The following is a 19,395-nucleotide window of genomic DNA, read 5'->3' as shown; positions in this document are numbered from 1 at the left end:
CTCTCGCGAGAATCGGAGTAAGTCCATGCGTCACATCCATGCCACCAAGCGCCTCGCCACGGCCGGGCTCCTGGCCACCGGGCTCGTCGCGGCCCCGGCCTCGGCGACGGCCTTCGCCGCCGCGCCCGGGGGCGAAGGCTCCGCGTACGGGCTGACCGCCACCGGCCCGATCGCCATCCCGCCCATACCCGCCGTCTCGTCCAGCACGGGCCCGGTCAGCAAGAGCCTGCTCCGCGAGGCCCGCACCGACCTGGTCAAGGCGTCCGCGCTGGCCGTCAAGGCCGCGCCCGACCGCGCCAGCTCGTCCGTCGCGCGCCTGGCCGTCCCGTCCGCGAAGCTGATGGCGGACGCCGTCAGCGCCAAGTGCACCTCCGGAAGCGGCGCCGCGCACCTCGCCCGCGCCACGCTCGCCGGCCGGCGGCTGGACGCCAGCCCGCCGCCCAACACCACCATCCCCGTCGACGTGCAGGGCCTCGGCCGGACGGCCCTGACCCTCAACAAGCAGCAGCGCATGCCCGACGGCCGCCTCGCCGTCACCGGCATGGAGCTGGCCCTGCCCGGCAAGAAGGGCGCCGTCCGGGTCGCGTCCGCCACCTGCGGCAAGGCCGCCGGCCCGGCGCACGGCCCGTCCGATGCGCCCGCGCCGACCCCGGTCAAGCACGACCTGCCGGTCACCGGCTGACCGTCCCGCTGTCCACGGCCCGGCGGGCGGATGCCCGCCGGGCCGTCGCATGCCCCTCAGTTCGCCAACGACTTCTCGAAATGCACGATCGAACCGTTCCGGTGAGCGCGCCCCGCGATCTGCACGTCCTCCGTGAACGCGCGCATCAGCAGCAGCCCCCGCCCGTGCTCGGCCAGCGACGGGACCTCCACGCGCTCCCACCCCGCGGCCCCGTCCGCCCCGTCCACCGTGCCCCCGTCGATGACGTCCACGACGCACCGCGCCCCGTCCATCCGCGCCCGGACCTCGTACTCCATTCCGGCCGCGGCATGCTGGATGACGTTCGCACACGCCTCACCCAGCGCGAGCGCTATATCGGCACGGATCTCGGAACCCACTCCGAGCCCGCGGAGGGAGGCGTCGAGCGTGTGCCGCACCAGCGGTGCGCTCTCCGCGTTCCTAGGCAGGGTCATTTCAAGAACGACCTCCATGCCAATCGCCTCCGTTCCCCTCTAGCACACAGATTTCCCACCTGTAACGCGCGGAAACTCTTTTGCGTATTTATTGCAGTGCTCTCCTCCTTCGGGCGCAGAGCGCCCTCCATCGTCGAGCACTGCGGGCGATCGCTGGCATCGCTCCGTCTCGCCTTGGCGGCTCGCTGCGCGATCAGGTTCTCGCTTCGCTTGAACCTGCCTTCGGACGCGATCGCAACCATTCAGGTTGTCGCATGGTTGCGGCGGGGCCGAGGGCGGTGCGCCCGGCGGTTCGGGCCTGCTCGCCCGAAACCGCTTACACATAACTGGGCCCCCTCGCGGACAGGTTCTGTCTCGGTCGAACCTGATCGCGAACGTGCGGTTGTTACGAGGTTGCCATCACGCCATTGACTGTGCGCCCGCCTTCGTGGGCTTAGGGCCTTGCTCGAAGTGGCCTCGGCCACGCGCGCGAACGCGTGACCTGGCCGGTGGAGCGAAGCCGGAGGCGAGCGGAACCGGGCAGATCGCGAAGCGATGCCGCGTTCGCCCAGGCCCGGTCACGTAGCGAGCCGCCAGGCGAGCGAAGTGGGCCGGACCTGTTGAAACACAGCCGCCAGGCGAGCGCAGTGGGCCGGGACTTTGGAACACGGCTTATTCGTCCACGTCGCCTGCGAGGTGGCGGGCGGCGGTGACCTGGGCTTCGTCCAGGCCCTGGTAGTCGCTGCGGCGGTTCTGTTCGGCCTGGTCGTCGATCCACTTGCCGTGGGCCTCCCAGGCGGCCTGCTTGCTGACGCCCATGGCGGCGCCGATCTGCGCCCAGGAGGCGCCCGCGCGGCGGGCCGAGCGGACGGCCAGCTGCCGTCCGTAGACCGCCTTCCGCGCGATCACCTCCCCCAGCGCGAGGAGTTCGAGGACCTCCTCGCGCCGGAGCGGCGGTTCGCCGACGGCGTCCTGGACCCACAGTTCGTCGTACCGGGCAGCCGCGCTCGTCAGCGTGATGTCTCGCTCGATCCCATCTGGAGTGACCATGGTTAGAGTGTGATCGTCATGTGACCCTGACGTCAAGCGTCCTTGACGTTGTTTTCCAGCGCGCACGCCTGCTTCACCCAGTCGGCGAACAGGGGGGCGTCGACGTCGTCCAGGCCGCGCAGTTTCGCGCCGGCCATCTGCCTGGACATGGCCTCCAGGCGGCCCGATCCGTCCTCGATCAGCTGGCCCTTCCAGAAGCCGAACGTCACGTACTTCGGATACGCCTTGAGGAAGCACACCGGCTTCTTTCCCAGGCTCCAGGTCGGCTGGCCGTGCCACAGCGCGGGCTCGATCCCGGGCATTGCCTCGTTGACCACCGCGAGCGCCTTCTCCAGGACGTCGCGCAGGCCCTCCGGCACGTCCGCCACGTACTCCTGGACATTCGCGTGCTTACCCATGTCGATCCCCTCTCGTCGTCAACGCGTCGAGCACGGGGCCGCCGGATCGACATTCGCGAGAGTTCTCTTTCCTGTGGCGTGGGTCACTTGACCCGGGGAGGGCGCCGGGCAGACTGGGTGCGTGGTCAAGTCGCTGCGTCCGCAGAACTACAACGAGGTCCTGTACGTGGGGCACTACTTCCGCAAGGGCGTCCCCGTGCTCATGGACCTGACCGACCTTCCGGATGGCGACGCCAAGCGGCTGGTCGACTTCGCCACCGGCCTCGTCTTCGGCCGTGGGGGCGCCTTCGACCGCGTCGATCGAAAGCTCTTCCTCCTCCAACCTTGAGAGCCCCCAAAGCCGGCGGGGCTCAGGGGATCACATGAGTAAGTAGTCGGCATCCGGGTGCTCCATGCTCCGGCGGCCGCTCTCCGATCACCGCCGCTGAAGGACAAGGGGCCGGTCGACCGCCTCCGCGATGCCTTGGGCCGGCCATTCCCGAACCGCACCGTCCGCCGTGCACGTGCTCCCCTGCCGCCGGACACGCGTGCGGTGCGATGTCGCCTTGGCTGAACGAAGGAGGAGCCTCCCCGGAACCCATAGCCGCCGGCACGCAGGGGCCGCGTCCCACGGGAGGGTTGCGGTTCGTAGTACGAACTAATACTGTTCGTACTAAGAACTTTAACCCTTCTGTGTGGAGTGCCATCATGAGTCGAACTGTCGCGATCGTCGGTGGAGGCTACGGAGGCGCCGCGGTCGCCAAGGCGCTGGAGTCCACGGTCGACGTCGTCCTCATCGACCCCCGCGAGGCCTTCGTCAACGCGGCCGCCGCGCTGCGGTCCCTGACCCGGCCCGACTGGGCCGGCAACATGTTCTTCCCGTTCGACACGCTGCTGGCGCGGGGCACGGTGATCCGCGACCGCGCGGTCTCGGTGGACCCCGGCGGCGTCACCCTGTCCTCGGGCGAGCGGGTCGCCGCCGACTACATCGTCCTGGCCACCGGCTCCAGCTACGCCTACCCGGCCAAGCCCGGTTCCGACTCGATCGGAGAGGCGCTGGACGACCTGCGCCGGACGCACAAGGAACTGCGCCAGGCCGGGAAGGTGCTGATCCTGGGCGCCGGTCCCGTCGGCCTGGAGCTGGCCGGGGAGATCAAGCACGTCTGGCCGGACAAGCGCGTGACGGTCGCCGACCCGGCCGGGGAGCTGCTGCCGGGCTTCGAGCCGCAGGTGGTCGAGGACCTGCGCGGCCGGCTCGGCGCCCTGGGGATCGAACTGCGCCTTGGCACCGAACTGGCGGCGCCGCCGAGCACCGAGGCGGGCCTGGCCGGCGACTTCACCGTCACCACCGGCGGAGGGGAGGAGATCAGCGCCGACATCTGGTTCCGCGCCTACGGGACGAGCATCAACAGCGGCTACCTCGCCGACGGCAGGCTCACCACCCTCACGCCTCGGGGCCAGGTTCCCGTGACGGAGTCCCTCAACGTCAAGGGCCACGACAACGTCTACGCGGTCGGCGACATCACCGATGTCGCGGAGGCCAAGATGGCCGGTTACGCGATGCAGCACGCCGAGGTGGTGGCCCAGAACATCATTGCCCGGCTGAACGGCGAGGAGCCCACGGCCGCCTACCGGCCCCTCCCGTTCCCGATGATCCTCCTTCCGCTCGGCCCGGACGGCGGCGTCGGCCAGCTGCCGTCGCCCGACGGCCCCGTCATCGCCTCGCCCGCGATGGTCGCCGAATACAAGGGCGCGGACCTGTTCACCGGCCGCTTCGTCGACCAGTTCGGTCCCACCGCCTGAAAGGCAGGAACACCATGGAGTACACACGCCTCGGCCGCAGCGGCCTGTCGGTGTCCCGGCTCGTCCTCGGCACCATGAACTTCGGACCGCAGACCTCCGAAGCCGACAGCCAAACGATCATGGACCGGGCGCACGAGCACGGCATCGACTTCTTCGACACGGCCGACGTCTACGGCGTGCGGCCGGGCGACGGCGTCACCGAAGAGATCATCGGCCGGTGGTTCGGCTCCGGCGGCGGCCGCCGCGAGCGGACCGTCCTGGCCACCAAGGCCTACCTGCCGATGGGCGAGCGGCCCAACGAGGGCGGCCTGTCGGCCCTCCACATCCGGCGCGCGTGCGACGCGTCGCTCAAGCGGCTGAACACCGACTACATCGACCTGTACCAGATGCACCACATCGACCGGAGCACTCCCTGGGAGGAGATCTGGGAGGCGTTCACCGTCCTGCGCCAGCAGGGCAAGGTGCTGTACTTCGGGTCGTCCAACTTCGCCGGCTGGCACATCGCGCAGGCCCAGGAGGCCGCCCGGTCCCGGCACCTCCTCGGTCTGGTGTCCGAGCAGTCGAGGTACAACCTGATGACCCGATGGGCCGAACTGGAGGTGCTGCCCGCCGCGCGGCACTACGGGCTGGGCGTGATCCCGTGGGGGCCGTTGAACGGCGGCGTGCTCGGCGGCGTCCTGCGCAAGCAGCGGGAGGGCGGCGCGTCCCGAGGCGCCTCGGGACGCTCGGCCGCCACGCTCGCCCGGCACCGCGACGCCATCGAGGCGTACGAGAAGCTGTGCGCCGACCTCGGCGAGGACCCGGCCAACGTCGGGCTGGCCTGGCTGCTGGCCCAGGAGGGGGTGACCGGTCCGATCATCGGGCCCCGGACCGTCGAGCAACTCGACGGCTCGCTGCGCGCCCTGCAGATCAACCTCGACGAGGCCGCCCTGGCCAAGCTGGACGAGCTGTTCCCGCCGCCCGCCCCGAACGGCGCCAAGCCCGCCCCCGAGGCGTACGCCTGGTGATCCGGGAACGGCGGATGTGCCGGGCGCCCCGGGGATCCGGGCTGTCGTGGACCTCGGGTATCACGCCTCCCGGACGCTGACGGCGGCGCGGTGGTGGCGGGGCGTTTCGATCTCGTCGAGCAGTGCGATCGCGAAGTCCTGGTAGGTGATCCGGCTTGCCGGGTCTCCGTGATCGGCGATCCGGTACCGGCCGGTGGGCGTGCCGGCGTGGTCGAAGTCGCCCGCGGGGGCCACGTAGGCCCAATCGAGGTCACTGGCCCGGAGCTCGTCCAGGCCCGCCGCGTGGCCGAGGTAGAAGGAGCGGTACTCGTTGGGGTAGCCGGGCTCGTCCATCAGGGGAGCGCCGGACGCCCCGGGCAGGATCGAGGCGAGGCCGACCAGCACCAGGCGAGGGACGCCCGCTTTCGCCAGGCCGGTGGCCAGGGCCCGGGCCGAGGTGGTGAAGAAGTCGTGCGGTGCCACGGACAGGTCCGCGGCGGCGCTGATGGCGGCGTCATGCCCGGCGGCCGTCTGCTGGACGCCGGCCGCGTCGGTGACATCGCCCGCCACCACTTGCGCGCCGGCCAGGTCGGTGTGGCGTGCCGGGTCGCGCACCACGGCGGTGACCCGGTGGCCGCGCCGATCCGCCTCGGCGACGGCCCGCCGCCCGGCCCTGCCACCCGCGCCGAAGATCACGATGTTCATGACGAACCGCCTCTCACCAGGGCCGGAGCCCGTGTGCCCGACCGGTTCGCCGACGTTAACGGCGGCCGCGGTTACCGCCGGGATACCGGCTATCGTGAGGCCATGAGGGAACCGCTGCCCGCCGACATGTTCGACGAGCTGTGCCCGTCCTCGCTCAATCCGATCCGCTTCGGCGACAAGTGGGCGGCGCTCGTCATCCGCTGCCTTGAGCACGGGCCGCGCCGCTTCTCCGAACTGCGCGTGCCCCTGAGCCGCGTCACTCCCAAGGTCCTCACCCAGTCGCTGCGCTCCCTCGAACGGGACGGTCTGGTCAAGCGCACCGTCTACGCCGAGGCCACCCCGCACGTCGAGTACGAACTGACGCCGCTGGGCCGCAGCATGCTCGAACCGATGGCGGCCGCCTGCGCCTGGACCGACCAGCACTGGGACGAACTACTCGACGCCCGCGAGTCCTACGACGCCACCCGCCTCGACCACGCCGGCTGAAACGCGACGGCCGAGGTAGAGGAAATCAGCAGGTCGCAGTCGTTTCCGGCTCGCCGTTTTTCGGTGTGATACCCCTCTTACCGCTGGTCGGCAGTGGGACGCTCCGCGCTTTCCTGATTCTGTCGGGTGACGCCACTATGTTGCTCCGCATGCCGCAGAACGAGGATTCTCTCGTCATTCCTGACGATTGGCGCGCCGCTTTCCATCCACGTCGCGGTGGGACACCCGGGCCGCCGCTCGAACTCGACGGGGACGCCGTCTCCACCGTTCAGCGGTGGACGAAGGAGACGCGTGACGAGATCGACCATCTGCTGGCCTCTCCGCAAAGCCCTGGAGGGCTGGTCGAGTCCGCCCGCACATACCTGCAGGGCGAGGCGAACCCTCTGAGAGCCGCCGTCATCGCGGCCTGCCTCGCCGCGGAGTGGCCGCTCAGCGACGACTACGTCTACGACGAGGAACCGTTCGCCACCTTCGCGGACGCGTGGATCGCCGAGCACGGCCTGGTGTTCGCCGCCGCCGCCACGGTCGAGCTGAGCGGCGTCTTCGTCGAGGGTTACGGCTGGCGGGAGCGGGAGAAGGGACGCCATCTCCGGCTCCGCCGCCTGGACAAGCAGGACCCCGGTTACAACCGTGGGTTGGATTGCCTCCAACTGGCCGCGGCCCGGGTGCGCGCCTTCCTCGCGGCCGCCGACGAGTCGGAGTACCGGCGGGCCGTCGACGTGCTGGGCGAGCGCCGCCACGACGGCATGCGCCGCCTGGCCGCCGCGTACCTGGTGCCGACGCAGACCGCATGGGTCGACGAACTCTGCGCCGAGCTGCCCCGCTTGCAGCCGCACACCTGGATGATGGTGCTGTGCACGATGGGGACCGCCGACCATCTCGCCACGCTGCTCGCCGCGCAGAGCGGGTGGTACTGGCTCGACGGCAGACCGGGCGTGCTCCCCACGGCCGTCGATGGCGTCGGTCCCGCACTGGCTTCGACGCTGGCCACCGTCGCTGACGAAGAGACCGCGACCGGAGGCGACCCGTACGGGTCGCTGCGGGCGCTGGGCGTGCTGGCGACGGACGAGGCCTTCCGGCTTCTGGTGGAGCGCCTCGACCGGCCGCACGTGCACAAGGCCGTGATCGAGACGGCTCGCCGCCATCCCCGGCGGGCACTGCGGCTGCTCGGCGAGGCGGCCGCGTTCGACCCGGCGCCGATCTCCTCCTACGCCGTCCGGCTGCTGCGCGACCATGTGGCGACCCGGCCCGACATCACCGCGGCGGTACTGCCGCAGCTGTCCGCGAAGGCACGCGAAGCGGTCGAGTCGATCGGCGAGTCGGCCGCCGGATGGGCACCGGAGGCCGCGGCGGACTCCCTGCCGCGGCTGCTGGTGGAGCCGCCGTGGACACGCGAGCGCCCCCGGTTCAAGCGGGTGACCGTCAGGGGACTCGAACCGCAGGCCGCCGGGGAGCCGGGTGAGCCGGAGGGACGGGCGGAGATCCGTGCCCTGATTCCCGTCGCGCTGGGAAAGGCCGGCCCGCAGCGTTTCAAGGCGGAGCGCGCCCTCCGGCGCGTTGCCGGGGTCGAAGGGGAGAAAGAAATCCTCGATGTGGCCGGCGAGTACGGCACCAAGGCCGCGAAAGCCGTCGGAGCGCTGCTCGCCGCCGACCCCCTGGACGATCTTCCGGCAGAGATGCCGCGGCGACCGGTCTGGCAGGACCCGTACATCCTCCCCCAGGTGCTCCTTCGGGAGAGCGGCCGGGCGCTTCCCGCCGACGCGGTCGAACACATCGTCACCATGCTCTGCGTCTCCACGCCGGACAAGCCGTACGCGGGCGTCGACGTCGTCAAGGAGATCTGCACCCCCGCCTCGCTCGCCGCACTCGCCTGGCGGTTGTTCGAGTCGTCGGGTCTGCGCGAGCAGAGCTACGCCGTGGACGACCTCGGCTGGGTCCTGACGGCTCTGGGGCTGTTCGGCGACGACGACACGGTGCGCAGGTTCACGCCGGTGATCCAGGCCTGGCCGGGCGACGGCGGGCACGGCAAGGCGGTCAGGGGCCTGGACGTCCTGCTCGCGATCGGCAGCGATGTGGCGCTCATGCACCTCCACGACACGGCCACCAAGGTCAAGTACAAGGGCCTCAGGAAGAAGGCGCAGGAGCGGCTCGACCTCCTGGCCGAAGGTCTCGGGCTGAGCCCCGAGCAGCTGGGCGACCGGCTCGTCCCCGACTTCGGGCTGGACGAGCGGGGCGAGATGGTCCTCGACTACGGCCCGCGCGCCTTCACCGCGGGCTTCGACGAGCGGCTCAGGCCGTACATCGTCGACGGCACCGGCCGGCGGCGCACCGGCCTCCCCAAGCCGGGCGTCCGCGACCACCACGACCTGGCCCCGGCCGCCCACCGGCGGTTCGCCGCCCTGAAGAAGGACGTCCGGACCGTGGCAGACGAGCGGCTCCGGCGCTTCGAACGAGCCATGGTCGCGCAGTATCGCTGGAGCGTCGAGGAGTTCCGCACTCTCGTCGTCGGGCATCCGCTGGTGCGGCACATCGCCCGGCGGCTGGTGTGGACCATCGAGGAGGGGCGCGCGTTCCGCGTCGCCGAGGACGGATCGTTCGCCGACCTCCAGGACGACGAACTGGTCCTGCCCGGGACGGCCCGGGTGGGGGTGGCCCACCCGCTCCATCTGGCCGGCGATCTGGAGGCGTGGGCCGAGGTGTTCGACGCCTACGAGATCAACCAGCCCTTCCCGCAGCTGAGCCGGCCCACGTACGCGCTGACCGGGAACGAGCGCGCGGGCACCGAGCTGGGCCGCTTCCACGGCGCCGCGGTGCCGGTCGGCAGGCTGGTCGGCCTGGAGCGGCGCGGATGGCAGCGGGGCAGCGCCGAGGACAACGGCATCCAGGTCGCGGTCCTCCGGGAGCTGCCCGGCGGCCGGGCCCTCGTCGTCAACGTCGATCCGGGCATCGTCGTCGGGGACATCGGACATTGGCCCGAGCAGCGGATCGACCGCGTATGGCTCAACCAGGACACCCGCCTCAGCCGGCGGACCGAGCCCCGGCCCCTGCCGTTCTCCGAACTGGACGTGATCACCGCCTCGGAAGTCCTCGCGGACCTGACCGAGTTGACCACCGCCTGATCGCCGTACGGCCCGGACCCGCGTGAGCGGTCGCAGGTCCGGGCGGGCGGCTCAGCCGAGTTTCTTGAGGATGCGTTTGGCGGTGCTCTGGATGTGGACCTCGTCGGGGCCGTCGTAGATGCGGGCCTCGCGGGCGTGGCGGTACATGCGGGACAAGGGGGTGTCGTCGGTGAGGCCGGCGGCGCCGTGGACCTGGATGGCGCGGTCGATGACGTTGTGCAGCATGCGGGCGCCGACCACCTTGATGGCGCCGATCTCGATGCGGGCCTGGTCGCCCGCGTCGATCTGCTCGGCGGCCTGGAGGGTGAGCAGGCGGGCGGCCTGGATCTCGGTGTAGGAGTCGAAGACGTGCTGCTGCATCAGCTGCTTCGCCGAGAGCGGCTCGCCGAACGCGACGCGGGAGCCGAGGCGGGCGCACATCAGCTCGAAGGCGCGCTGGGCCTGGCCGAGCCAGCGCATGCAGTGGAAGATGCGGCCGGGGCCGAGCCGCTCCTGCGCGATGACGAAGCCGTGCCCGCGGGGGCCGAGGAGGTTGTCGGCCGGGACCCGGACGTCGTTGTAGGCGACCTCGTAGTGGCCGCCGTTCAGGCCGAGGACGGGCGTCTCGCGGACGATCTCGTAGCCGGGCGTGTCCGTCGGGACGACGATCATGCTGAAGGAGCGGTGCGGGGCCGTGCCCTCGGGCTCGGTACGGCACATGACCGTGGTGTAGGCGGCTTCCCCGGCGCCCGTGGTGAACCACTTGCGGCCGCTGATGACCCAGTGGTCGCCGTCGAGGACGGCCTTCGTCCGGAGCTGGGTCGGGTCGGAGCCCGCGTAGGCGGGCTCGGTCATCGCGAAGCTCGGGGAGACCTCGCCCGCGACCATCGGGGCGAGGTAGCGCTCGCGCCAGCGGGGGCTCGCGTACCTGTGCAGCATCAGCGAGTCCTGGAGCGTGAACGTGCCGAGGGCGAGCTGCCCCCACTCGCTGCGCCCCTGGACCTCGTTGACGTAGACGTAGTCGAGGAACGGCATGCCGCCGCCGCCGAGTTCGGTGGGGTGGCCGAGTGCCCAGAGGCCCTCGTCCTTCGCCTCCTGGCGGAGCTTCAGGAGCTTCTCGCGGTCACCGGCGTTGAGCGCGGGCTCGGCCGGTTCGACGCGCTCGGTCATGAAGGCGTGGACGGCGTCGCGGACGTCCCGGACCCGGTCGGGCACGGGGAACAGCATCAGCCCTCCCCTGTCAGGTCGGAGGAGATGTCGCGGCTTCCGTATCCCTCGGGCGCCGCGACCTCGACGACCGGCTCGGGGCGGTCGTCGAACTCCAGCCGCAGCGCCCGCGACATCGTCGCGTGCATCTCGTACATGCAGGTGATGTAGGTGAGCTGGAGGATCTCCTTGTCCGGCAGGTGCTTCTGGAGCACCTCGAAGACGGCGTCGGGGACGCGCCCGCCGTCCAGGACGAGGCAGTCGGTGTAGGCGAGCACGGCGCGTTCGAGGGGCGAGTAGCAGTCGGCCGTCTGCCAGTGCGGGATCGACTCGATCTTCTCCTCGGGCATGCCGAGGGCGCGCATCTGCTTGCAGTGCTGGGAGAAGACGAACTGGCTGCCGCGCGCCCACCCGGCCCGGCACTGGCCGAGCTCGCGCAGGACGGGGTCGAGGTCGGCGTTCCGGTACAGGGCGAAGCCGCGGACGGCGTGCCGGAACACGTCCGGGGACTGGGCGAACACCGTCCACCAGTCGCCGGGCGAGCCGGTCGCGGTGCCGTGGTCGACGGCCGGGTCGCGGTCGGGCGCGAAGAGGCGGTCGTAGAAGAAGAGGATCTGCTCGTCGGTGACTTCGGCGCGCGGCACCTCACGCAGTCGCGGCATGCGCTTCCTTCCCGGCGGTACGGTCGGCGGCGGTCTTCGGTTCGTGGGAGACGTCGGAGTCGTCGAACGTGCGCGTCCAGCAGGCGAACTCGAGGAGGATCCCGTCCGGGTCCTGGAAGTAGAACGACCGGACGAAGACGCCTTCGTTCACGTCGCGGGAGATGCCCAGCGGGCTGTCGTCGTGGTTGAGGACGGGGCTGACGGTGACGCCCTTGTCCCTGAGCCGCCGCCGGTACTCGTCGAACTTCTCGGCCGGGACGTGGAACGCGACGTGGTTCATCGACCCGACGGCGCTGAGCAGTTCGCCCTCCTCAGGCCGCCCCTTGGGGGCCGAGATCCCGGGGACGCCGTCCGGGGCGTCGGGGAACCAGAAGAACGCCACGCAGTCGCCGCCGCCGCAGTCGAAGAAGAAGTGCTGCCCCATGCCGCCCGGCAGCTCGATGGTCTTGATCAGCGGCATGCCGAGGACGCCGGAGTAGAAGTCGACGGTGCGCTTCATGTCCGAGCACACCAGCGCCAGATGGTTGACGCCGCCCAGTTCGAACTCGGTGTTCATGGAACCTCCTTGCGGCGGGAGCGCGCCACGGAAGTTGACTTGACAGTCATATCAAGTTGGCCGATGCTCGGATCCTGTTCCTGCGGACATCGGGTTGTCAACCCCCGGCGAAGGGACCACGGCGATGGGAAGCGGCGACGATCCCGGCGGCCGGCCGCTCACCGAGCGCGGCGCCCGGACGCGGGAGCGCCTGCTCGCCGCCGCCCGCGAGGTGTTCGAGGAGCGCGGCTTCCTGGAGACCCGCGTCGCGCACATCACCCGGCACGCGGGGGTCGCCTACGGCTCCTTCTACACCTACTTCCCGACCAAGGAAGCGGTGTTCCTGGAGGTCGCCGACCGGCTGTTCGAGGAGATGACCGACCACGCGCCGGCACCGACCGCGGGGCCGGGTCCGGCCGACCGCGTCCGCCGCGCCAACCGCGCCTACTACGAGGCGTACCTGCGCAACGCCCGGATGATGGCGATCATCGAGCAGGTCGCCACCTTCAACGAGGAGTTCCAGGAGCTGCGGCGCAAGCACCGGGCCTCCTCGGTGGCGCGCTCCGCGCGGGTGATCGCGCGCTGGCAGCGCGACGGGCTCGTCCCGTCCGACCTCGACGCGGAGACGGCGGCGGGCGCCCTCGCCACGATGGTCGACCACTCCCTGTACCTGTGGATCGTCCAGGGCAGCGATCCGCAGGGGGCCGAACGCCTCCTGGAGACCCTCGACCTGCTCAGCGTCCGCGCCCTCGGCCTGCCCGACTAGGAGAGCCATGGAACCGACCCGCGATCTCGCCGCCGCGCTGGCGGACCGGCTCGGCGCGCAGGTCACCGGCCTGCGCCGGCTGTCGGGCGGCGCCAGCCGGGAGACCTGGTCGTTCGACGCGGGCGGCCGCCCCCTCATCCTGCGCCGCGACCCGCCCGGTTCCCTCGACCCCACGGCGATGGGACGCGAGGCGGGCCTGCTCGCCTCGGCCGCGGACGCCGGCGTCCCGGTGCCGGGGCTGGCCGACCACGGCGACGACCTGGACGGCGCGCCCTACATGATCATGGAGCGGCTGTCCGGGGAGACGATCCCGCGGCGGCTCCTGCGCGACGAGCGCCTCGCGAGCGTCCGGCCCCGGCTGGCCCGCGAGCTGGGCGGCATCCTCGCCCGCCTGCACACGATGTCGCCCGTTCCCGGGCTGCCCGACGACGACGCCCTCGCCGCGCTCACCGAGCACTACGCGGCGTTCGAGGCCCGTCCCGCCGTGGAGCTGGCGCTGCGCTGGCTGGGCGACCACCGTCCCCCGCCCGGGCGCCGGACGGTCGTGCACGGCGACTTCCGCAACGGCAACCTGATGATCTCCCCCGCCGGGGTGACCGGCGTCCTGGACTGGGAGCTCACCCACCTCGGCGACCCCGCCGAGGACCTCGGCTGGCTCTGCGTGAAGGCCTGGCGGTTCGGTTCCCCGCATCCCGCCGGCGGGTTCGGAACCCGTGAGGACCTGCTCGCCGGCTACGCCGACGCCGGGGGCGCCCCGCCCGCGCTCGAAGAGCTCCACTGGTGGGAGGTGTACGGCACCCTCCGCTGGACGATCCTGTGCCGCCACCAGGCCGAGCGCTTCCTCAGCGGCGCGGATCCGTCGATCGAGTACGCCGTCCTGGGACGGAAGGTCTGCGAGCAGGAGCACGACCTGCTCCTGGCCCTGGGGCTGACGGAGCCGGCCGCCGTGCGGGATCCGCTCGAAGGCGCGGAGGCACCGGACAACGCCCCGCACGACCGGCCGGACGCGCACGCCCTCATCGACGCGGTGGGCGCGTTCCTGGCGGAGGCCGAACAGCCCGACGACCGCCTCCGCTTCCATGCCCGGGTCGCCGCGTCCGCCCTCCGCATCGCGCGAAGAGAACTCCTCCTCGGCGATGCCCACAGGGCCGCCCACCAGAACCGGCTGAAGACCCTGGGATGCGCGACCGACGCGGAGCTGGCGGAGGCCATCCGCGAAGGCGCACTCGACGACCGGATGGACGAGGTCGTGGCCGCGGTACGGGTCTCGGTGACCGACAAGCTGACGGTCGCGAACCCCCGGCACCTCTCCCTCCCCGGCGGCTGACCGCGCATTACGGGAACCGTTGGGCGAGCGCGCGCATCTGTAATGCCAAACGCTCGACCAAGGGGGCATCAATGAAGCGTTCGGCAGTTCTCCCCGTGCTGGCGCTCGGGGGCGCGCTCGCACTCACCGGTTGCCAGAGCAACTCCTACTCGTGCAAGAACGGCAGTTGCCACGTGACCGTGTCCGGCGCGGGGCAGAGCATCGAGGTCAGCGACGTCGACCTGTCCATCACCCAGATCGGGGGCGACGGGATGACGGTGTCGGCCGACGGCTCGCCGCCGACCAAGGCCCCGGTGGGCAAGACCGTCCAGGTCGGCCAGGTGCGGATCCGGGTCACCTCGGTGGACGGGCAGAAGGTCAAGTTCGACATGAACTGAACCGCCGCCCGCGATCCCGCCGGACGGCGTGTGAGCGGTTTGTGAGCGCGGCCCGGCAGCCTCGGCGGCATGAGCTACGCGTTCCAGGCCGAGGGCCTGGTCAAACGATTCGGGAAGACGACCGCGCTGTCCGGCGTGGATCTCGCGGCCCGGCCGGGCACCGTGCTCGGCGTCCTCGGGCCGAACGGGGCGGGGAAGACGACCGCCGTACGGATCCTCGCGACACTGCTGAGGCCCGACGGGGGACGGGCGGAGGTCCACGGGCTGGACGTCGTCCGGGAGGCCGCGAAGGTGCGGGAGCTGATCGGCCTCACCGGGCAGTACGCGTCGGTGGACGAGGACCTCACCGCGGCGGAGAACCTCGTCCTCATCGCGCGGCTCCTCGGCCTCCGCAAGGCGGAGGCGCGGGCCCGGGCCGCCGAGATGCTGGAGCGGTTCGGGCTGGCCGAGGACGCCGGGCGCCGCGTGTCGGGCTACTCCGGCGGGATGCGGCGCCGCCTCGACCTCGCCGCGAGCATGATCGGACGCCCGGCGGTGATCTGCCTGGACGAGCCGACGACGGGCCTCGACCCGGGCCGCCGGGAGGAGGCGTGGCGGCTGATCCGGTCGATGACGCGGGACGGCGGGACCGTCCTGCTGACCACGCAGTACCTGGAGGAGGCCGACGCGCTCGCGGACGAGATCGCCGTCATCGACCGCGGGACCGTCATCGCGACCGGCACGCCCGCCGCGCTGAAGGGGATCGCGGGCGGGCAGACGATCACCGTCCGGCCCCGCGACCCCGGCCGGGTCGGCGAGGCCGCCGCGATCCTGCGCGCGGTGTCGGGACGGGAGGTCGACCCGCCCCGGCGGGACGTCGTCACGGTTCCGGTGATGGGCGACGGCGGCACGGCGTTCGCCGAGGCCGTCCGGCGCCTGGAGGCCGCCGGGATCGCCGTCGCCGAACTGTCGCTCCGGCTCCCGAGCCTGGACGAGGTGTTCCGCACCCTGACCGGCCACGGCACGCGCGAGGAGCCCGGCGCCCGGGAAGGGAGGGCGGCGTGACCGACATCGCGATCACGACGTCCGCGCGCCCGGCCGCGCGGACCCGCCACCGGCTGGTGCGGCAGAGCCTGCTGCTCGCCGGCCGCAGCCTGACCAAGACGAGGCGCGACCCCGGCGTGCTCAGCGACGCGCTGTTCATGCCGGTCGTCTTCCTGCTGCTGTTCGTGTACCTGTTCGGCGGCGCGGTGTCCGGCTCCACGCACGCCTACCTGCAGTACGTCTTCCCCGGCGTGCTCGTGATGACGATGCTCCTCGCCGGGATGCTGGCGACCGGGCTGAACATCAACACCGACATCAAGAAGGGGGTCTTCGACCGCTTCCGGAGCCTGCCGATCGCGCGGTCCGCGCCGCTGGTCGGCATCGTCCTCGGCGACCTGGTCCGCTACGTCCTCGCGGCCGCGGTGCTCTTCGCGACCGGCTACCTGATGGGCTTCCGCGTCCAGACCGGTCTCGTGTCGGCGCTCGCGGCGGTGGGGCTCGCCACCGCGCTGGGCTTCTCGCTCGGCTGGCTCAACGTGCTCATCGGCGTGCTGGTCAGGGAGGAGACCATCGTGCAGTCGGTGGCGTTCCTCGGGATCTTCCCGCTGGCGTTCGGCACCGACATGGTCGCGCCGACCTCGACGCTCCCGGGCTGGCTCCAGGCGTGGGTCGAGGTCAACCCGGTCGGCGATGCGGTGGAGGCCGCGCGCGGGCTGCTGCTCGGCGGCCCGGTCGCGCATCCGGCGACGATGACGCTGCTGTGGTCGGCGGGGTTCCTGGCGGTGTTCGGCCCGCTCGCCGGGTACGCCTACCGGCGCCGCAGCTGATCGTTCAGGAGGGCGAGCGCGCCGGGCACGTCCCGGCTGCGGCCGCGGTCGTAGGCGGCGCGGTAGGCGCGCTCGCCCAGCGCCTCGCGGAGGCGGTCCGCCACCCGCACCACGTCCGGGTTGAACGCGTCGGGCGCACCGCGCAGGACGGACGCGGCGCCGAGCGTCTCCGCCGCGCGTTCCGGGGAGTCGCCCGCAGCGAGCCGGGCGACCGCGTACCCGGCCACGGCGGCGACCGGCATGTCGGGCGCGTCGGCGGCCAGGGCGAGCGCCTCGCGCAGGTGGCGGCGCGCCGCGTCCGGATCGTCCCGGCCGATCGCCAGGTGCGCGTCGCCCGCCTCCAGCAGCGACCGGAACTGGAGGTGGGGCGGCAGCCGGTCGAGCTCGCGTGCGGCGGCGGCGTACTGCTCGCGGGCCTCGTCCACCGCGCCGGCGTGGCGGGCGAGGTCGCCGAGCGCGAGCCGGGCGGACACCAGGTGGCGCGCGGGGGTCCCGGCCCCCGGGGCGGTCATCGCGGCCAGCTCGTCCCGGGCCCGCGCGGCGTCGCCCGACCGGGCGCGGGCCACCGCGAGCATCACCCGCTGCATGCCGGCCGCGACGTCCTGCCCCAGCTCGCGCAGCAGTCCGATCGACTCCTCCAGCGCTTCGACCGCCTCGTCGAAGCGCCCGGCGACGGTGTCGACCTCGGCCGCGAAGACGAGCGCGAGGGCCAGGCCGCCCCGCTCCCCGGACTCACGGAACCCCGCCTGGGCGGCGGCGAGGTCGCGCCGGGCCTCCCCCATCTCGCCCCGGTTGCCGTTGAGCATCGCCCGCGTCAGGCGCAGCGCGGCCCCCGTCCACGGATCACCGCCGGGGAGCCCGCGGTCGATCGCCGCCAGGCCTGCGGCGGTGTCGCCGGTCAGCAGTGCGGTGGCGGGCTCGATGAGCACGGCCAGCGGATGGTCCGCGTCCCGCGGCCGCTCACCGATCAGCGGGTCGTCGCGGGCGGCGCCACCGGACAGGACGGTGTTGAACACGTAGCCGCCCAGCGCGGCTGCCTCCCCCGGGACGGGCCTGCGCCGCGGCACGCTCAGCGCCCGCCGCAGCCTTCGGGCCGCCTCGGCGTGGTCGCCCTGGAGCATCCAGAAGGACGCAAGCGCGGCGCCCATCCGGACGGCGGTGTCCGCGTCGCCGGTGTCCACGGCGTGCTGGAGCGCGGCGTGGAGGTTGTCGCGCTCGGCCGCCAGCAGCGAGATCCATTCGAGCTGCCCGGGGCGGCGCAGCCCCGGCTCCGCCCGCTCGGCCAGCTCCAGGAAGCACCGGGCGTGCGCGGCCCGGACCGGTGCGGCCTCGGCGGCGAGGCGCTCCCGCCCGTACTCGCGGATCGTCTCCAGCATGCGGAACCGCTGCCCGGGCCCGTCCACCACCTGGAGCAGCGAGCGGTCGTGGAGGTCTTCGAGCGCCTCCAGCGCGTCGGGACGGCCCGTCACCCGGGCCGCGCTCTCCGCCGTGATCGTCCCGGGGAACACCGACAGCCGCTCGGCGAACCGGCGCTCCCGCTCGTCCAGCAGGTCCCAGCTCCAGGCGACGACGGCGCGCAGCGTGCGGTGCCGGGGCAGGGAGGTCCTGCTCCCGCCGGTCAGCAGCCGGAACCGGTCGTCCAGCCGGGCCGCGAGCCGCTCAGGCGGCAGGGACCGCAGCCGGGCGGCCGCCAGCTCGATGGCCAGCGGCAGTCCGTCGAGGCGGCGGCAGATCTCGCCGACCACGGCGGCGTTGGTCCCGTCCACCGCGAACCCGGGCCGGACGGCCGCCGCACGCTCGGCGAACAGCCGCACCGACGCCGACTCCAGCCCGTCCTCGCCCGGCTCCGGGACGTCCAGCGGCGGCACCGGGCACAGCGCCTCTCCGTCCACGCCGAGGCGCTCGCGGCTCGTCGCGAGGACGCGCAGGCCGGGGCAGTCGCCGAGCAGGTCGTCCACCAGCCGGGCCGCCGCCTCCACCACGTGCTCGCAGTTGTCCAGGACGATCAGCGTGTCGTCGGCGGAGAGCGCCTCCACCAGCCGGCCCCCGCCGTCCCGCAGGCCGAGCGCCCCGGCGACCGCGCGCGGCACCTCGTCCGGATCGCCCGCGGCCGCCAACTCCACCGCCCAGACGCCGCCAGGGAACCGCTCGGCCAGTTCCGCGCCGACCTTGGCCGCGAGGCGCGTCTTGCCCGCGCCGCCGGGGCCGACGAGGGTGACGAGGCGGCCCTCCCACAGGCGCCGCGCGATCCACGCGCGCTCGTCCTCCCGCCCGACGAAGCTGGTCGGCGGGACCCGAAGGTTGCCGCGCGTCCGCTCCCTCGGGGCCGTCCGCAGCACGGCGAGGTAGGCGTCCCGCAGCTCCCGGCCCGGGTCGGTGCCGAGCTCCTCGGCCAGGACGCCCCTGAACCGCTCGAACACCGCCAGGGCCTCGGCGGACCGGCCCGCCCGGTGCAGGGCCTCGACCAGCAGCGCGCGGGGGCGCTCCCGCAGCGGATGCCGCGCCGCGAGCTCCTCCAGCTCCGCGGCCAGCCGCGCCGGGTCGGCTCCGGCGGCCAGCTCGGCGGCCAGCCGGTCCTCGGTCGCCGACACCCGCAGCGCCTCCAGCCGGACGGCCGCCGCGTCGGCGAACGGAGTCCCGGCCGCGTCCGCCAGAGCGTCACCGCGCCACAGGCCGAGGGCCTCGCGCAGGCTCGCGGCGGCGCGCTCGGCGTCCCCGTCCCGCAGCGCCTTCGCGCCCTCCCGGGCGAGCCGCTCGAACTCGGGCGCGTCGACGGCCTCGGCGTCCAGGAGGTAGCCGCCGGGGACCGAGCGCAGCCGGCCTGCGGGCAGGCGGCGGCGGAGCCGCGAGACGAGGGCCTGCAACGCGTGCACGCGGTCCGATGGGCCGCCGTCCGGCCACAGCGCCCGGACGAGCGACTCGGCCGTCACGGTGCGCCCCGGCTCCAGCGCCAGCCGGACCAGCAGCGCCCGCGACCGCGCCCCGCCGACGGCGACGTCCTGCCCCCGGTCGGTGACCGTCAGCGGCCCGAGAATCCCCACCTGCACGCCTCAA

General features: G+C 72.7%; 19 protein-coding genes. 11 read left to right on the top strand and 8 right to left on the bottom strand.

The genetic code is table 11. The features are described 5' to 3' along the window. Nucleotides 1-25: 25 nt before the first annotated feature. Nucleotides 26-682 (top strand): choice-of-anchor P family protein, encoded by a 657-nt coding sequence (locus tag AB0C21_RS37275; protein ID WP_500210710.1) that lies wholly within the window; start codon nucleotides 26-28, stop codon nucleotides 680-682. Between the two features lie 56 nt (nucleotides 683-738). Here AB0C21_RS37275 and AB0C21_RS37270 read toward each other — a convergent pair whose 3' ends face one another. From AB0C21_RS37270 to AB0C21_RS37260, 3 genes are all read right to left on the bottom strand, one after another. Beyond that, a complete protein-coding gene (locus tag AB0C21_RS37270) occupies nucleotides 739-1,134 on the bottom strand; it encodes an ATP-binding protein (protein ID WP_235036923.1) in 396 nt (131 codons plus the stop codon). Nucleotides 1,135-1,785: 651 nt separating this feature from the next. Continuing rightward, nucleotides 1,786-2,163, bottom strand: coding sequence for a hypothetical protein (locus AB0C21_RS37265; protein ID WP_500210709.1), 378 nt, complete (start codon nucleotides 2,161-2,163; stop codon nucleotides 1,786-1,788). 32 nt (nucleotides 2,164-2,195) lie between these two features. Then, nucleotides 2,196-2,561 (bottom strand): DUF1801 domain-containing protein, encoded by a 366-nt coding sequence (locus tag AB0C21_RS37260; RefSeq protein WP_500210707.1) that lies wholly within the window; start codon nucleotides 2,559-2,561, stop codon nucleotides 2,196-2,198. Nucleotides 2,562-2,682: 121 nt separating this feature from the next. Between AB0C21_RS37260 and AB0C21_RS37255 the strand changes: the two genes are divergently transcribed. The 3 genes from AB0C21_RS37255 (at nucleotide 2,683) to AB0C21_RS37245 (ending at nucleotide 5,350) form a co-directional block, all read left to right on the top strand. Then, on the top strand, nucleotides 2,683-2,889 hold the full coding sequence (locus tag AB0C21_RS37255; RefSeq protein WP_149260416.1) for a cell division protein SepF: 207 nt from the start codon (nucleotides 2,683-2,685) through the stop codon (nucleotides 2,887-2,889). 359 nt (nucleotides 2,890-3,248) lie between these two features. Continuing rightward, nucleotides 3,249-4,343: an NAD(P)/FAD-dependent oxidoreductase gene (locus AB0C21_RS37250; protein ID WP_500210706.1), complete on the top strand. Its 1,095-nt coding sequence runs from the start codon at nucleotides 3,249-3,251 to the stop codon at nucleotides 4,341-4,343. A 14-nt stretch (nucleotides 4,344-4,357) separates the two neighbouring features. Further along, on the top strand, nucleotides 4,358-5,350 hold the full coding sequence (locus AB0C21_RS37245; RefSeq protein ID WP_500210705.1) for an aldo/keto reductase: 993 nt from the start codon (nucleotides 4,358-4,360) through the stop codon (nucleotides 5,348-5,350). A 60-nt stretch (nucleotides 5,351-5,410) separates the two neighbouring features. Here the strand turns inward: AB0C21_RS37245 and AB0C21_RS37240 are convergent, their stop codons facing one another. Then, on the bottom strand, nucleotides 5,411-6,034 hold the full coding sequence (locus AB0C21_RS37240) for an NAD(P)-dependent oxidoreductase (RefSeq protein ID WP_500210703.1): 624 nt from the start codon (nucleotides 6,032-6,034) through the stop codon (nucleotides 5,411-5,413). Between the two features lie 102 nt (nucleotides 6,035-6,136). On the opposite strand from AB0C21_RS37240, the gene AB0C21_RS37235 reads away from it, so the two are divergent. Beyond that, entirely contained in the window at nucleotides 6,137-6,520 is a 384-nt protein-coding gene (locus tag AB0C21_RS37235; RefSeq protein WP_500210702.1) for a winged helix-turn-helix transcriptional regulator, read from the top strand. A gap of 149 nt (nucleotides 6,521-6,669) precedes the next feature. Further along, the gene (locus tag AB0C21_RS37230) at nucleotides 6,670-9,639 is read left to right on the top strand and encodes a DUF4132 domain-containing protein (protein ID WP_500210700.1); all 2,970 of its coding nucleotides are present in this window, start codon (nucleotides 6,670-6,672) and stop codon (nucleotides 9,637-9,639) included. A 51-nt stretch (nucleotides 9,640-9,690) separates the two neighbouring features. Here AB0C21_RS37230 and AB0C21_RS37225 read toward each other — a convergent pair whose 3' ends face one another. From AB0C21_RS37225 to AB0C21_RS37215, 3 genes are read right to left on the bottom strand one after another with little or no spacing between them, the layout of a single operon-like run. Next, nucleotides 9,691-10,845 (bottom strand): acyl-CoA dehydrogenase family protein, encoded by a 1,155-nt coding sequence (locus tag AB0C21_RS37225; protein WP_500210699.1) that lies wholly within the window; start codon nucleotides 10,843-10,845, stop codon nucleotides 9,691-9,693. Further along, on the bottom strand, nucleotides 10,845-11,486 hold the full coding sequence (locus tag AB0C21_RS37220) for a carboxymuconolactone decarboxylase family protein (protein WP_149260421.1): 642 nt from the start codon (nucleotides 11,484-11,486) through the stop codon (nucleotides 10,845-10,847). Before AB0C21_RS37220 ends, AB0C21_RS37225 begins: the two co-directional genes overlap by 1 nt. After that, nucleotides 11,470-12,042 (bottom strand): VOC family protein, encoded by a 573-nt coding sequence (locus tag AB0C21_RS37215; protein WP_149260422.1) that lies wholly within the window; start codon nucleotides 12,040-12,042, stop codon nucleotides 11,470-11,472. Before AB0C21_RS37215 ends, AB0C21_RS37220 begins: the two co-directional genes overlap by 17 nt. 124 nt (nucleotides 12,043-12,166) lie before the next feature. Here AB0C21_RS37215 and AB0C21_RS37210 point away from each other — a divergent pair, with 124 nt between their 5' ends. The 5 genes from AB0C21_RS37210 (at nucleotide 12,167) to AB0C21_RS37190 (ending at nucleotide 16,341) form a co-directional block, all read left to right on the top strand. Next, nucleotides 12,167-12,787 carry a TetR/AcrR family transcriptional regulator gene (locus tag AB0C21_RS37210; protein ID WP_500210698.1) on the top strand — a complete coding sequence of 207 codons (621 nt, stop codon included), beginning with the start codon at nucleotides 12,167-12,169 and terminating at the stop codon, nucleotides 12,785-12,787. A 7-nt stretch (nucleotides 12,788-12,794) separates the two neighbouring features. Continuing rightward, nucleotides 12,795-14,114 carry a phosphotransferase family protein gene (locus AB0C21_RS37205; RefSeq protein ID WP_500210697.1) on the top strand — a complete coding sequence of 440 codons (1,320 nt, stop codon included), beginning with the start codon at nucleotides 12,795-12,797 and terminating at the stop codon, nucleotides 14,112-14,114. 71 nt (nucleotides 14,115-14,185) lie between these two features. Then, entirely contained in the window at nucleotides 14,186-14,491 is a 306-nt protein-coding gene (locus AB0C21_RS37200) for a hypothetical protein (RefSeq protein WP_500210696.1), read from the top strand. Between the two features lie 69 nt (nucleotides 14,492-14,560). Next, the gene (locus tag AB0C21_RS37195) at nucleotides 14,561-15,535 is read left to right on the top strand and encodes an ATP-binding cassette domain-containing protein (protein ID WP_500210694.1); all 975 of its coding nucleotides are present in this window, start codon (nucleotides 14,561-14,563) and stop codon (nucleotides 15,533-15,535) included. After that, nucleotides 15,532-16,341: an ABC transporter permease gene (locus AB0C21_RS37190; RefSeq protein WP_500210693.1), complete on the top strand. Its 810-nt coding sequence runs from the start codon at nucleotides 15,532-15,534 to the stop codon at nucleotides 16,339-16,341. Before AB0C21_RS37195 ends, AB0C21_RS37190 begins: the two co-directional genes overlap by 4 nt. Here the strand turns inward: AB0C21_RS37190 and AB0C21_RS37185 are convergent. After that, a complete protein-coding gene (locus AB0C21_RS37185; protein ID WP_500210692.1) occupies nucleotides 16,323-19,388 on the bottom strand; it encodes an ATP-binding protein in 3,066 nt (1,021 codons plus the stop codon). The two genes, AB0C21_RS37190 and AB0C21_RS37185, sit on opposite strands and share 19 nt — an antisense overlap. Between the last annotated feature and the right edge of the window lie 7 nt (nucleotides 19,389-19,395).

It is taken from the genome of Spirillospora sp. NPDC049024, assembly GCF_040649235.1.
Taxonomy (GTDB): domain Bacteria; phylum Actinomycetota; class Actinomycetes; order Streptosporangiales; family Streptosporangiaceae; genus Spirillospora.
This window is presented reverse-complemented; position numbering and strand designations above follow the sequence as displayed.

What these genes read in the sequence shown, in the direction of transcription:
- AB0C21_RS37275 (WP_500210710.1), top strand. Translation starts at nt 26, where the DNA reads ATGCGTCACATCCATGCCACCAAGCGCCTCGCCACGGCCGGGCTCCTG.
- AB0C21_RS37270 (WP_235036923.1), bottom strand. Translation starts at nt 1,134, where the DNA reads ATGACCCTGCCTAGGAACGCGGAGAGCGCACCGCTGGTGCGGCACACG.
- AB0C21_RS37265 (WP_500210709.1), bottom strand. Translation starts at nt 2,163, where the DNA reads ATGGTCACTCCAGATGGGATCGAGCGAGACATCACGCTGACGAGCGCG.
- AB0C21_RS37260 (WP_500210707.1), bottom strand. Translation starts at nt 2,561, where the DNA reads ATGGGTAAGCACGCGAATGTCCAGGAGTACGTGGCGGACGTGCCGGAG.
- AB0C21_RS37250 (WP_500210706.1), top strand. Translation starts at nt 3,249, where the DNA reads ATGAGTCGAACTGTCGCGATCGTCGGTGGAGGCTACGGAGGCGCCGCG.
- AB0C21_RS37245 (WP_500210705.1), top strand. Translation starts at nt 4,358, where the DNA reads ATGGAGTACACACGCCTCGGCCGCAGCGGCCTGTCGGTGTCCCGGCTC.
- AB0C21_RS37240 (WP_500210703.1), bottom strand. Translation starts at nt 6,034, where the DNA reads ATGAACATCGTGATCTTCGGCGCGGGTGGCAGGGCCGGGCGGCGGGCC.
- AB0C21_RS37235 (WP_500210702.1), top strand. Translation starts at nt 6,137, where the DNA reads ATGAGGGAACCGCTGCCCGCCGACATGTTCGACGAGCTGTGCCCGTCC.
- AB0C21_RS37230 (WP_500210700.1), top strand. Translation starts at nt 6,670, where the DNA reads ATGCCGCAGAACGAGGATTCTCTCGTCATTCCTGACGATTGGCGCGCC.
- AB0C21_RS37225 (WP_500210699.1), bottom strand. Translation starts at nt 10,845, where the DNA reads ATGCTGTTCCCCGTGCCCGACCGGGTCCGGGACGTCCGCGACGCCGTC.
- AB0C21_RS37220 (WP_149260421.1), bottom strand. Translation starts at nt 11,486, where the DNA reads ATGCCGCGACTGCGTGAGGTGCCGCGCGCCGAAGTCACCGACGAGCAG.
- AB0C21_RS37215 (WP_149260422.1), bottom strand. Translation starts at nt 12,042, where the DNA reads ATGAACACCGAGTTCGAACTGGGCGGCGTCAACCATCTGGCGCTGGTG.
- AB0C21_RS37210 (WP_500210698.1), top strand. Translation starts at nt 12,167, where the DNA reads ATGGGAAGCGGCGACGATCCCGGCGGCCGGCCGCTCACCGAGCGCGGC.
- AB0C21_RS37205 (WP_500210697.1), top strand. Translation starts at nt 12,795, where the DNA reads ATGGAACCGACCCGCGATCTCGCCGCCGCGCTGGCGGACCGGCTCGGC.
- AB0C21_RS37200 (WP_500210696.1), top strand. Translation starts at nt 14,186, where the DNA reads ATGAAGCGTTCGGCAGTTCTCCCCGTGCTGGCGCTCGGGGGCGCGCTC.
- AB0C21_RS37195 (WP_500210694.1), top strand. Translation starts at nt 14,561, where the DNA reads ATGAGCTACGCGTTCCAGGCCGAGGGCCTGGTCAAACGATTCGGGAAG.